Origin of the sequence: Bacillus sp. LM 4-2 (genome assembly GCF_000978495.1) — a bacterium.
In the GTDB taxonomy this organism is placed as follows: domain Bacteria; phylum Bacillota; class Bacilli; order Bacillales; family Bacillaceae; genus Bacillus; species Bacillus subtilis.
Window position 1 is genome coordinate 2,233,410 of the sequence record NZ_CP011101.1, and the last position, 11,925, is coordinate 2,245,334.

The window sequence follows — 11,925 nt, forward strand, 5'->3', positions numbered from 1 at the left end:
TACCCTTCCTTTCAATCCAGCCGCTTTCATTTTTACATAAATTTTCAACCGGTTATTAAAATCATTTCATTCACTTTTATGAAAAGAAACCCTTCAGAGGAAGGGCTTAACTCATTTATTATATCAGTTTTTACTGGGATCACAACTATTCTTAAAAATGTTTCACGATCAAATACACGTCATCTCCGATTCTGTGAGCTATTCCATCAAGGATCGCCTCAAGATTTTTAGCGAAAAGCTCCATCTCCTTTTGGTCATTGCAAAAAAAGACAGGTGCTCCCCCTGCAACCCTGTTTGGATTTGTCGTGATTACAGACAAAATCACTTTCGTAAGAGATTCACTCATCCTATCACCTTATCCTGATTCTTGATAAATTCAGTCGGCATTCTAATCGCATTTTCCAGGGTTGGAACATTGCTAATAATTTGAACAGCCGTTTCGGGATGGTGAATTTGCGGAAGAACAAATACTGCCACTCTCCCATCATTTAAATCCCGTTTTGCAATTGGTGTCAAAGATGGTTCTCCTGAATCCCGATAAACCCCGAGCACATTGGAAACATCAAATAAAATGGCCTGACGCTGCCCTAAATTTGCTATCGTCGCTGCTGAATTAAAGTTTTTCGGCGTTAAAATAAAGCCCATGCCATGCTTTAAAATCAGTTCCTGTTTCTCTGGAAGCCCGATATTCATCATATAAATATTATCAACAAACAGTCCCGGACCGTCAAAGCGCGGCTTTATGTACTCGATGTCTACAATATCCTTCAACACACTGCCCGACATAAATTTCATGGCCAGTAAAAAACAAACGACAGCCGCTATGACTGCAGCCCAGATGGATAAAAACACATACGCAGAGGTTGTCAAAAGCGCTGTAAAGATCACAATATAATTTCTGCTTTCAAACGCAATGGCAATCCCCTCAATATATGTGCTACCCCTTGAGACAAGTTCATACGAATCCATTTGCGTCAATGTGTTCCGCTCCATGTTTCGGACATCTCTAAATTGCGTCGCTGCCAATGTTAAAAATGTGATGGCCGTAAATTCCTCCTGCAAAAGCGCCGGCATAATAATTGCACCTAAACCAGCCGCTATCAACCCCAGTGCGATGTGAATCACTTTCCCATGAACATAGGTCGGATACTGGCGGTAATCCGTTTTCAGCATATAAAGCCTTGTCGCAATTCCGGCAATGACCCCAGCAATAATCGGATAGATGTAATCACTCATGACATTTTGGTAGCTCCTTTGTTTGATCTTTTGCTTTTCTGACCAATCTGGCTTGCGAGGTGTTCGTATTTAGATATGCCAAACAGCAATATCATCCCCGCAGAACACGCATTCAGCCATTGAAAGCCGCCGACAGCCATAGCCCCGGCCAACTTCTGGATCACAAATGAATACACCAGTTCGCCTTGGCACATCCCTAGGACAAATAAGACAAGCTGCTTCTCAAAATTCCTTTCAACAGAAGCTGTTAAAAGCACTATTAATATAACAGCAGCCCACTCAGGTTTTATGATGAACCAAACCGGGTCATATAATGCAAAAAGATAAACAAACGCATACGCGGCAACAAGCGTCAGATAGACCATGATGTAACGAAAACGATACATTCCCAAATACCCGGCATAGACACATCCGCAAACGAAAAACATCAAATATGCAGCATTCAGGGAAAAATATAAAGCGATGTCATGTATGCTTAGAATAATATTAGTTAAAATAAAGACAGAGACGGCAATTCGTCTTTTCGTCTTTTCAAAAATAAATGTTGTCAGAACCCACAGAAACCACATTGACCAATAGTAATAAAATTGTTCCATTTTACTTCCTCCATATTCCCAGTATGGAGTTCAAGCACATTTTTTAAACAATCGATCTCACATTAAGGAGTATGATCATGGGAAAAGACAGACAAGAGAAAAAACTCAAAGCTTCAGGCAGAGTCGAATCAGACCGCGACCAGTCCATTCACTATGACGGAGCGACAAGCCTTGAACAAAACGGAAGATTCAAAAAGCGAAAATCATAATACAAAAAGCCCAAACCACATATGGTTTTGGGCTTTTATCATTTATCGCACACTATAGCTTGATGTATTGACCCCTCTCTCTGTGAGCCAATGATGGGTTTCACCTTTGATCACAAGGGGCGCCTTTTGTAAATCGGCAATTGTTCTGGCACCCAGCACGGTCATAATCAACTTTAATTCCTCAAGGATCAGCTGAATCTCCTCAAGCAGTCCTTCCTCACCGCTGTCAGTCAGCGCTTTTAAAAAATGCCCTGCCATTCCGGTGCAAGAGGCCCCCAGCGCAATTGCCTTTGCCACGTCAAGCGCATCTTGCAGACCGCCAGAGGCGATCATGGTGCTTGCAGGAAACTCAGAGCGGATTTCCGCCAAACTTGCAGCTGTCGAAATGCCCCACGAATTAAAAAAGGAGATTTGCCGCTGTCTTCGGAGATTTTCGATTTTCGAGAAATTTGTTCCCCCGTAACCGCCAATGTCAACAGCTGCAGCACCAGCTTCATACAGCTTCCCTGCTGATGCTTTGCTCATACCGAATCCGACTTCTTTCACAATGACCGGTACACTGACATGACTGCAAATTTGTTCAATACGTTCCAGTGCGCCGCTAAAGCTTCTGTCTCCTTCAGGCATCACAATTTCCTGAATCACATTGAGGTGGATCTGCAGTGCGTTTGCTCCAATCATCTCAACGGCTTCCTTTGCCTGAGCAGCCGTTGCCTCGCTTCCCAGGTTGGCAAAAATCAGCCCGTTTGGGTTTTCCTTTCGAACAATTTCATAGGAAAGACGCTCTGATGGATCTTTTAATGCTGACATTTGCGATCCCACAGCAAGGGGAATTCCAGCCTGAGAAGCCGCTCGCGCAAGCGATTTATTAATCTCATATGTAAGTTTTCCGCCGCCGCCAGTCATTGCATTGATAAAAATCGGCGAACTGCTTGAAAGTTCGCCGATTTTTGTGGAAATATCTACTTGTTCTAATGCAAGATCGGGCAGACTGACGTGAACAAACGTAATATCATCAAGACCTGTTTCCCGCTTCTGGCCGGTGGACAAGGCATGATTGATGTGTTGTCTTTTTCGTTCTGCTCGAGTCACGTTTATCACCAATTATTTTAGTTTATTCAGCTTATCTCCGATCAGATCTCCAAGCTGGAAGCCAGTGCTTGTTTCTTCCTTCGCTTGATATTGACGGTAATCTTCCTGATCAGCTTTAGGCGTTTCTTCAAGTTCACGCATGCTTAATGAAATGCGCTCCTCATTTTCATTCACATCAAGAACCTTCACTTTTACAGTCTGTCCTTCTTCAAGGACTTCATGCGGCGTGCCGATGTGTTTATTGGAAATTTGAGAAATATGAACGAGACCTTCAACACCTGGAAGGATTTCAACAAAGGCACCGAAGCTTACAAGACGCTGTACAGTTCCTTCAAGCACATCGCCAGGCTTCACTTTTTCGCCGATTTGGCTCCAAGGTCCAGGCAGTGTATCTTTGATCGATAAAGAAATACGTTCATTATCACGGTCAACCGATAACACTTTCACTTTTACTTCTTGTCCCTCTTCAACAACGTCAGACGGCTTCTCTACATGAGAGTGGGAAAGCTGTGAAATGTGTACAAGTCCGTCGATGCCGCCGATATCAACAAATGCGCCAAAGTCAGTCAGGCGCTGTACTTTGCCATCAAGTACACTTCCAACTTCAAGAGACTGAAGAAGTTCTTGTTTTTTATTCGCTTGTTCACTTTCAACAACAGCACGGTGTGAAAGGATCACGCGGTTTTTATCACGGTCAAGCTCTACAACGAGCAGTGACAGTGTTTTTCCTTTATAGTCAGTGAAGTCTTCAACGAAATGTGCTTCAACAAGTGATGCCGGAATAAAACCGCGAACGCCGATATCAACGACAAGGCCGCCTTTCACGACATCTTTCACTTCAGCTTCAAACACTTCTTTTGTTTCAAATTTTTTCTCAAGGTCTTCCCAAGCGCGGTCTGCATCAACAGCACGTTTAGATAAAATCAAAGCATCGTCTTCCACTTTTGTTACTTTCAGGTCAAGCTCGTCGTCTACTTTAACAACATCCGATGCTTTCTCTACATGAAGACTTGATAATTCACTGATTGGAATAATACCGGATTGTTTGACATTGATAATTTCTACATCTACATGTTTGTCTTCTACCTTTGTCACAATCCCTTTAACTACATCTCCAACCTCTGGCACTTGAACATCAATTTGATTCATTTCCTCTGTCATTTGAATAACCTCCTTGGTCCAAACCTACACAGCTTAATTAAAACGGTTTGAAAGCTGAACATATAACATGCCCGCTTTTAGCCGAATATGTATTAAAGAATCATCCAAAAAAGTTTTTTGAATGATCAATAAAAAGTTTTATTAGTATTAACTTCTAATAAAAGGACAGGTTTGTCAAGCAATAACATTCTATCTTCGTTGAAAAATTCAAAAAAAGTGGCATTTGCCATCCTCAGCGGGACTTTTGCTCCACAGCCTCGAGGATTTTATCAGCTACCTCTTGAATGGAAAGCGATGTCGTGTCGATTTCAAGAGCGTCTTCTGCTTTACGCAGCGGAGATACTTCGCGCTCTGAATCAAGCTTGTCTCTTCTTGCAATTTCCTCAATTAATGTTTCGAAGTTGACATCAAAGCCTTTTTTCACATTTTCTTCATAACGGCGTTTCGCTCTCTCTTCAACAGATGCCAAAAGAAAGATTTTTACTTCTGCATTTGGCAGCACATGCGTCCCGATGTCACGACCATCCATGACGACGCCGCCTTTTTCCCCAAGCTGCTGCTGGCGTTTCACCATTTCTTCTCTGACACTTCTGTGCTTGGCCGCAATTGAAACTTGGTTGCTGACTTCATCTGTTCTGATCGCCTCAGTTACATCGGTGCCGTTTACAAGCACTTTTTGTCCATCTTTTGTTGTAATCAGCTCAATGTCTGTCCGCTTTAGCAGCTCAGCCAGTTTTTCTTCATCTGTCAGATCAACGTTTTCCTGTAAAGCCGCGTACGTAATCGCCCGATACATCGCTCCTGTATCAATATATATGTACGATTTTTTCTCAGCCACAATTTTGGCAACGGTGCTTTTCCCCGCAGCTGCCGGGCCGTCGATTGCAATCGATAATTTCTTTTCCATAATTCCTCTCCTTGCTCTTTTCTCCTCTATGGATTGTATCACGAACTTTATGAAAAAGGGTGAAAAATTGATGAATAATTAATGTTTGAAGGTTTCAATCCTATTGTTTTCCTCCATTTTATCCACCCCTTCATATTGAATCACTTTTGATACGTATGGTTCAATATGCTGATAGTGAAAAAGAAATTGGACACCAAGTAAAATGATGGCCTGAATGAACAATAATTTAATCAGCAGCCGTTCAAATGTTTTCATTGGAGCACCTCCATTACAAATAGTATGGAAGTGTTTGCCGATGTTTATTCCATTCGGGCCTTTCTTCTCTTATTTAACTGGCGCCGGATGCAGTATTGAAGCAAAGCCTGCTGGTCACCTGCTGCAATTTCTGAATACTCTAAAGTCATTTTTCGTTTTTCTGACTTGGGGTCATTAAAGATTCGTCTGACAACTGCTTCTGTTTCTATTTGACGTGTGTGCTCCTCTTCAGGAAGACGGATGATCAGGCGCAATGATTCCCCCGATTGAAAAGAAAGGCCATCAGCTAAAACCACGGCGATGCCGCCTGCACTGATGTTATAAGATAGTGTGCGGATCTCTTCTTTATTTCCCGGCTGAATTTGCACATCTAATACCGCATCAGTTCTTACATATTGGCGGCGCTGGATTCTTTTCATTTTTTCACGTGGAGGCACTTCAAGACAGATCATTTGAAGTTTGTCCTTCACTTTACCTTTTATACGGCTTATAAAGCGATAAGGAACTTCGTCTTTTCCCACAAACTCTACCGTTACTTCCATATCGTTATGTAAAATCACAGTTCGCCCTGTAAATACATCAACAGGATACGCGATCAAAAGTTCATTGTTTTCGATGCTGACCGCCTTGCTTTTTGCCTTTTTCAATTCATTTTCTTCTATATATTCTAAAAGTACAGTTTCTCCAATCTCTATCATTGACTTCACTCTTTCGCATTCAATATACTCACGTTTTTATTAAAGCACGTAATGAAAAAAAGGAAAAGACATTTAGTCCTTTCCTCCTGTTTTTTATAGGTCTTTATATATAGGTTCTGCATTTTTTAGTTTTTCAACCTTTTCTTCCGATCCGTCTTTGGCATTGATATACATTCTGAATGTGTCATTTTCAATTGTTCCAAGCATTTCGTAACATAACACTTCTTGACCTAGTTCATTTGTAATCAAAGCGAGCCTTGTTTCTCTCACTTGTACATTTTTATTTAATTTAGACTTTGCCTCTGCTTCAGTAATTGCAGGCTTAGGTATGGTTCTTTTTCTGTGAGATGTGAGGAAGTCTCTTGCTGAAAAGCCGACAACCTCACCGTCATCCAAGGCCACTTTCATACGAATTGCCTCCGGGTACATCCGGACTTTATTTTCAACAGGAACATATGAAAATACACCGATTTTATCATATTGCGCACTTTCATCAATTTCCAAATCATCTGTTTCAAATCCGTTTTTCTTTAAAAATGCAAGCGCTCGGTTCGATCCGTCATTTAAACTGATTTTCTGATCTTTCACTTCTCTGTTTTGGATCAAGTATACCGGATGCCCGCCCTTCTTCGTAATATCCATATAAATCACTGCTTTATGGTCTGGATCTTTCATGCTGATGCTATATACATCGCGATTTGTTTTTTTTCCGCTCTTTACCACTTTAATTGAATAATTGTCATCTGGGGCAAAGCGCTCAGCAATTTGTTTTGCTTCCTGTTCAGAAATTTGTTTTCCCTTCAGATGGCTGAAGCCTTTCTCTTCTTTTTTCGTGCTGGTAAAACTCGGACCAAGATCAGTGCCAGTGGAGAATGCACCAACATTTTTTTCGACTGTTTTAAAGCTGTTGATAATCGTATTATCACTTTGTTTTTCGTCAGAAGCCAAGGCCATTTCTACGTCCATCCAGCGAAGGTTTTTGCTCATGACAAGGTGCTGAACATGACGCAATTCGTTTTGTATATCTTCGGACTGCTGATATAGCTTATTTAGTGATGTATACTCGTTTTTATCAAGCGGCTTTTGGTCCAAATCTCTGACTGACGTTTTATAGCTGAAATCGCCGATCTTTGATAATAGCTCTTCAGTTTTATTAAACGGCATTAATGTAAGCGGCAGCTGACTGACACTGTTATGAGCTTCTGATGTAATCCTCCACACATCGATCAATGCAGGCGACAGTGATTTTTGGCTGTTCATGGCAAGTGTTGTTCCGATTTTATCATGAAGTTGATCCATCTGATAGGTAAGCTCATGAAACGCCCGCTGATAGTTATTTTCAGCATGAAGAAGAACTGCGTCTTTTTCCTGGTGTTCTTTGTATCCCCAGTAGCCTGTACCGACTATTGCAATACCAAGCACGGCGATTAAAATTCCTCTGATCATTTATCACACCTCTTTTTATGCTTTCTCATATCTGCTACTCACAGAAAATGTGTTTACCGATTCTTTTAATCTGCGGACGCCCCCAAATCCACGGACTTGTAGCCGTATCCGGATTAAAGTAGTAAAGTGCTTCCTCTGATGGGTCCCAGCCATTGATGGCATCCAGCACTGCTTCTCGTGCCGTTTCATTCGGCTGCATGTAAATTTGTCCGTCGGCTACTGCTGTGAAGGCAAGCGGCTCAAAAATAACCCCCGCTACTGAATTTGGAAATAACGGGCTGTTCAAACGGTTTAAAATGACTGCTGCAATAGCAACCTGCCCCTCGTACGGCTCGCCCCGGGCTTCGCCATAAACCGCTTGAGCAAGCAGCCTGATATCGTTGTTGGAAAATCCACCAGGCATGTTCGCTGCTACCGCATCCTGTTTTCTTGCTTTTGCTGGTGTATTGTTTTGCTGTTTATTCGCATTCGCTTTAGGCTGCTGCGTTGTTTTTTCCGCAGGCTGTTTCTGCCGTGCTTCTGCTTGTTGTCTTGCCTTTTGTGTTGCTGCTTTTGATGGTTTCGTCTGATACTTTAGCGGAATTTTTCCGTAATGCGTGAATGTATTCCCTTTATTGAGCTGTTCCATGACATATTCACGATAGTATTTTGATTTACATATTAAGGTTTGCTTTGTTTTAGCTCCTACAAGGCCGTCAACCTCTTTTAACCCGAATTGATCCTGAAAATTTCGAACTGCCCAGTACGTCCCCCATCCATAAACCCCGTCAATTTTTCCGTTATAGTATCCGTTGTATTGAAGACGCGCCTGAAGCTCGACCACATCATCCCCGGTTGCCCCTCTTTGAATGACCTGATTCGAAAAGGCAGAGATCGTTTCAGTATTAATAAACGCCGTTATTGTAAAGGAAAAAAGGATGAGACATGCCATAATCGATCCTTTGGACTTCATCTTTTCAAGCCTCCTACTGCAAATTTTTAAGTGTAATCGTATTTTCTGTAACGAGGTTATTTTTATACACTCTTTCCTTGTTATCCCTCAGAACATAAAAACTGCACACAAAAAAGCCGCACGGTTGCTGTGCGGCTTCTATACTTGCATCATATTAACGGAACGGGCTTTTTTCGCTTTACGCAAACCAAACCACCATAAAAATACCATAAATGGAAGCATATAATAAATCCAATTGCTAAGCGCTGTTAGGATAAAATCATATGATCCATGCAAAAGGGATGGGACAACTAAAGAAAGAGTAAGCCACTTTACACGCGCCTTATCAGCGGAAAAACGGGCTTTTCCAAGGTAAAATCCCATTATAACGCCAATCAAGGCATGGCATGAAACAGGCAGCAGCGCCCTGACAAACGCATGCTCCACGCCGTGGCCAATTAAATAAAGAATATTTTCGAGGGTTGCAAAACCGAGTGATACACTTGCACCGTACACAATCCCGTCATAATGCTCATCAAAGTGGGCGTGCGGGTAGACACTGATCATCAGTATAAACCATTTTAATGATTCCTCCAAAAACCCCGAAGATAAAAAAGAAACGAAAAAGCTTCCGCCTCCTACATTCTCTTTTTCAAGTACATACTGGATAAACATGATGGGAAATACAAGAACAACCCCGAGAAAAAACGACCGTAGCACCATATGTACAGGTTCATTATCATACTGATCTTTTAAATAAAAATAACTTAATAACGCGATGCCGGGGGCAATTCCTGCAGAGATGATTGCAAACATCAGGCAACCTCTTTCCTTTATATTCCTACGTCTATCCTACCATGTTGTTTAAAATTTTACATCTGTCTGCACTTAAAAAAACAAAAAGAGCATACGAATGCATCATATGCTCCTTATCTTTAATGGTTTTCTCTTTTGGCGATTTCCGCTGCGATATGCCCCCCGTGAAATCTGCCGTTTTCAATAAATATTTCATTTGCATTGTTTCCCGCAGCAATAACCCCGGCAATAAAGACACCTTCAACGTTCGTTTCCATCGTTTCTTCGTTGAAATATGGACGCCCTGTTTCTTTATCAATTTCAACACCAATTTTTTCAAGAAATTGATGATCAGGATGATAGCCTGTCATGGCAAATACAAAATCATTTTTAATGGTAATGAGTTCTTTCTCTCCGGAGCGAAACACAACTTCATCCTCGGTGATTTTTTCGACACAAGCGCCAAATTCCATACGGATTGTACCGTTTCTGACGAGGGCTTCAAATTCCGGCAGAATCCACGGCTTAATGCTTGGAGAATACTCATTGCCCCTATATAAAACTGTGACACGCGCCCCAGATTTCACGAGTTCAAGGGCAGCATCCACGCTTGAATTTTTCCCGCCGATGACAACAACATCTTTATCAAAATACGGGTGGCCTTCTTTAAAATAATGAAATACTTTCGGCAAATTCTCACCGGGTACATTCATATAGTTTGGATGATCATAATAGCCTGTGGCGATGATACAATATGGCGTCGTGTAGGTCTCTTTTGACGTCTCAATAACGAATGTGTTTTTTTGCGTTTTCGTCACTTTATGCACCATTTCAAACGCATTAACACGGATGTTTTTCCGTTTAACGACTTCACGGTAATACGATAAAGCCTGGATTCTGACAGGCTTCCTGTTCTCTGTAATAAATGCGACATCTCCGATTTCGAGCTTTTCACTTGAGCTGAAAAAGGTTTGATGCGTCGGATAATTGTAAATACTGTTAACGACATTGCCTTTTTCAATGACGAGGGCATCAATGCCAATTTGTTTTAGGTGAATGGCAGCAGATAGTCCACAAGGTCCTCCGCCTATAATAATTGCTTTTTCTTGAATCATTTCTGTCAACTCCTGCGATTGGCATTTCACTTCATATTTTCTATTTCCGAATAAAAAAATCTCCTATTTTATCATAGGAGATTTTTTATTTTTATGCAAATCATCAACTTATATCCAGCCTCTAAAACGCGAAGCTTCAGCCATTTTGCGAACGCCGACCATATATGCAGCGAGCCTCATGTCAATTCTTCGGTTGTTAGCCATTTCATAAATATTGTTAAATGATTTGACCATCATTTTTTCTAATTTTTCTTCTACCTCTTCTTCACTCCAGTAGAAGCCTTGGTTATTCTGAACCCATTCAAAATAAGAAACTGTTACGCCACCGGCACTTGCCAGCACGTCTGGTACAAGCAGAATGTCCCGGTCTGAAAGAATCTTTGTTCCTTCAAGCGTTGTTGGCCCATTCGCTGCTTCAACGACAATTTTAGCCCGGATATTATGGGCATTTTCTTCTGTAATTTGATTTTCAATCGCAGCAGGAACGAGAATATCACAATCCAGCTCCAGCAGCTCTTGGTTGGTAATGGTATCGTTGAAAAGCTTTGTTACGGTACCGAAGCTGTCGCGTCGGTCAAGTAAATAATCGATATCAAGGCCTTCCGGATCATAAAGTCCGCCATACGCATCTGAGATGCCGACAACTTTTGCCCCCGCATCATGCATAAATTTTGCCAAATAGCTTCCCGCGTTTCCGAAGCCTTGGACAACGACACGCGCACCTTTAATATCGATGCCTCTCTTCTTAGCCGCTTCTTTAATACAGATGGTAACACCTTTTGCTGTCGCAGATTCTCTCCCGTGAGATCCGCCAAGCACAAGCGGTTTGCCTGTAATAAATCCAGGCGAATTAAATTCATCAATTCTTGAATACTCATCCATCATCCAAGCCATGATTTGTGAGTTTGTAAATACATCCGGTGCCGGCACGTCTTTTGTCGGGCCGACAATTTGGCTGATCGCTCTGACATACCCTCTGCTCAGACGCTCAAGCTCTCTAAACGACATATCCCTTGGATCACAAACAATTCCGCCTTTACCACCGCCATATGGAAGATCAATTATGCCGCATTTTAAACTCATCCAAATTGAAAGCGCCTTCACCTCTTTTTCTGTTACGTTCGGGTGAAAACGTATCCCGCCTTTCGTTGGACCGACAGAGTCATTGTGCTGCGCACGATATCCTGTGAAAATCTTTACTGAACCGTCGTCCATACGAACAGGTATTTTTACCGTTAATAATCTCATCGGCTCTTTTAACAATTCGTATACCTCTTCGGGATATCCCAATTTTTCCAGAGCCTTATGTATTACGGTTTGGGTTGATTTTAATACATCAAGTTTGTCCTCTTCTGTATGACCGGTGTTTCGATCGGCTGCCATTTGAGTTAACCTCCTAGAATCTTCTGTTTCTCACATGCTCCCTTTCAGAGAATAGTATACACCTTCATATGATCTGTGCATAGAATAAACGTTATGTTTTT

General features: G+C 41.7%; 14 protein-coding genes. 1 reads left to right on the forward strand and 13 read right to left on the reverse strand.

Annotated features, from left to right (window positions below; translation table 11 throughout):
* Window positions 1-151 precede the first annotated feature (151 nt).
* The 3 genes from bslm_RS10930 to bslm_RS10940 are packed head-to-tail and all read right to left on the reverse strand — an operon-like array spanning window position 152 to window position 1,832.
* Window positions 152-346 carry a capping complex subunit for YIEGIA gene (locus bslm_RS10930; protein WP_014480135.1) on the reverse strand — a complete coding sequence of 65 codons (195 nt, stop codon included), beginning with the start codon at window positions 344-346 and terminating at the stop codon, window positions 152-154.
* Window positions 343-1,236: a YIEGIA family protein gene (locus tag bslm_RS10935; protein ID WP_003230562.1), complete on the reverse strand. Its 894-nt coding sequence runs from the start codon at window positions 1,234-1,236 to the stop codon at window positions 343-345. Before bslm_RS10935 ends, bslm_RS10930 begins: the two co-directional genes overlap by 4 nt.
* The gene (locus tag bslm_RS10940; protein ID WP_003230560.1) at window positions 1,233-1,832 is read right to left on the reverse strand and encodes a YphA family membrane protein; all 600 of its coding nucleotides are present in this window, start codon (window positions 1,830-1,832) and stop codon (window positions 1,233-1,235) included. The genes bslm_RS10935 and bslm_RS10940 overlap by 4 nt, the downstream gene beginning before the upstream one ends.
* A gap of 77 nt (window positions 1,833-1,909) precedes the next feature.
* Between bslm_RS10940 and bslm_RS20770 the strand changes: the two genes are divergently transcribed.
* On the forward strand, window positions 1,910-2,041 hold the full coding sequence (locus bslm_RS20770) for a YpzI family protein (RefSeq protein ID WP_003225499.1): 132 nt from the start codon (window positions 1,910-1,912) through the stop codon (window positions 2,039-2,041).
* 42 nt (window positions 2,042-2,083) lie between these two features.
* Here bslm_RS20770 and fni read toward each other — a convergent pair whose 3' ends face one another.
* From fni to gudB, 10 genes are all read right to left on the reverse strand, one after another.
* Window positions 2,084-3,133 carry a type 2 isopentenyl-diphosphate Delta-isomerase gene (gene fni / locus bslm_RS10945; protein WP_038430019.1) on the reverse strand — a complete coding sequence of 350 codons (1,050 nt, stop codon included), beginning with the start codon at window positions 3,131-3,133 and terminating at the stop codon, window positions 2,084-2,086.
* A gap of 12 nt (window positions 3,134-3,145) precedes the next feature.
* Complete coding sequence (gene rpsA, locus bslm_RS10950; protein WP_014477197.1) at window positions 3,146-4,294, reverse strand: 30S ribosomal protein S1; 1,149 nt, start codon at window positions 4,292-4,294, stop codon at window positions 3,146-3,148.
* A gap of 232 nt (window positions 4,295-4,526) precedes the next feature.
* A complete protein-coding gene (gene cmk, locus bslm_RS10955) occupies window positions 4,527-5,201 on the reverse strand; it encodes a (d)CMP kinase (protein ID WP_024572170.1) in 675 nt (224 codons plus the stop codon).
* Window positions 5,202-5,279: 78 nt separating this feature from the next.
* Window positions 5,280-5,456, reverse strand: a complete 177-nt coding sequence (locus tag bslm_RS20775; protein WP_003230553.1) for a YpfB family protein — start codon at window positions 5,454-5,456, stop codon at window positions 5,280-5,282.
* Between the two features lie 44 nt (window positions 5,457-5,500).
* A complete protein-coding gene (gene dgrA, locus bslm_RS10960) occupies window positions 5,501-6,154 on the reverse strand; it encodes a cyclic di-GMP receptor DgrA (protein ID WP_038429213.1) in 654 nt (217 codons plus the stop codon).
* Window positions 6,155-6,247: 93 nt separating this feature from the next.
* Window positions 6,248-7,600 carry a germination protein YpeB gene (ypeB, locus tag bslm_RS10965; RefSeq protein ID WP_029726759.1) on the reverse strand — a complete coding sequence of 451 codons (1,353 nt, stop codon included), beginning with the start codon at window positions 7,598-7,600 and terminating at the stop codon, window positions 6,248-6,250.
* A 34-nt stretch (window positions 7,601-7,634) separates the two neighbouring features.
* The gene (gene sleB / locus bslm_RS10970) at window positions 7,635-8,552 is read right to left on the reverse strand and encodes a spore cortex-lytic enzyme (protein WP_038429214.1); all 918 of its coding nucleotides are present in this window, start codon (window positions 8,550-8,552) and stop codon (window positions 7,635-7,637) included.
* Between the two features lie 138 nt (window positions 8,553-8,690).
* On the reverse strand, window positions 8,691-9,347 hold the full coding sequence (prsW, locus tag bslm_RS10975) for a glutamic-type intramembrane protease PrsW (protein ID WP_003230542.1): 657 nt from the start codon (window positions 9,345-9,347) through the stop codon (window positions 8,691-8,693).
* A gap of 119 nt (window positions 9,348-9,466) precedes the next feature.
* Window positions 9,467-10,441, reverse strand: coding sequence for a YpdA family putative bacillithiol disulfide reductase (locus bslm_RS10980; protein ID WP_038429215.1), 975 nt, complete (start codon window positions 10,439-10,441; stop codon window positions 9,467-9,469).
* A 108-nt stretch (window positions 10,442-10,549) separates the two neighbouring features.
* The gene (gene gudB / locus bslm_RS10985) at window positions 10,550-11,824 is read right to left on the reverse strand and encodes an NAD-specific glutamate dehydrogenase (RefSeq protein WP_003230536.1); all 1,275 of its coding nucleotides are present in this window, start codon (window positions 11,822-11,824) and stop codon (window positions 10,550-10,552) included.
* Between the last annotated feature and the right edge of the window lie 101 nt (window positions 11,825-11,925).

Coding starts and splice junctions, on each gene's coding strand:
- bslm_RS10930 (WP_014480135.1), bottom strand. CDS start 346: ATGAGTGAATCTCTTACGAAAGTGATTTTGTCTGTAATCACGACAAAT.
- bslm_RS10935 (WP_003230562.1), bottom strand. CDS start 1,236: ATGAGTGATTACATCTATCCGATTATTGCTGGGGTCATTGCCGGAATT.
- bslm_RS10940 (WP_003230560.1), bottom strand. CDS start 1,832: ATGGAACAATTTTATTACTATTGGTCAATGTGGTTTCTGTGGGTTCTG.
- bslm_RS20770 (WP_003225499.1), top strand. CDS start 1,910: ATGGGAAAAGACAGACAAGAGAAAAAACTCAAAGCTTCAGGCAGAGTC.
- rpsA (WP_014477197.1), bottom strand. CDS start 4,294: ATGACAGAGGAAATGAATCAAATTGATGTTCAAGTGCCAGAGGTTGGA.
- cmk (WP_024572170.1), bottom strand. CDS start 5,201: ATGGAAAAGAAATTATCGATTGCAATCGACGGCCCGGCAGCTGCGGGG.
- bslm_RS20775 (WP_003230553.1), bottom strand. CDS start 5,456: ATGAAAACATTTGAACGGCTGCTGATTAAATTATTGTTCATTCAGGCC.
- dgrA (WP_038429213.1), bottom strand. CDS start 6,154: ATGATAGAGATTGGAGAAACTGTACTTTTAGAATATATAGAAGAAAAT.
- ypeB (WP_029726759.1), bottom strand. CDS start 7,600: ATGATCAGAGGAATTTTAATCGCCGTGCTTGGTATTGCAATAGTCGGT.
- sleB (WP_038429214.1), bottom strand. CDS start 8,552: ATGAAGTCCAAAGGATCGATTATGGCATGTCTCATCCTTTTTTCCTTT.
- prsW (WP_003230542.1), bottom strand. CDS start 9,347: ATGTTTGCAATCATCTCTGCAGGAATTGCCCCCGGCATCGCGTTATTA.
- bslm_RS10980 (WP_038429215.1), bottom strand. CDS start 10,441: ATGATTCAAGAAAAAGCAATTATTATAGGCGGAGGACCTTGTGGACTA.
- gudB (WP_003230536.1), bottom strand. CDS start 11,824: ATGGCAGCCGATCGAAACACCGGTCATACAGAAGAGGACAAACTTGAT.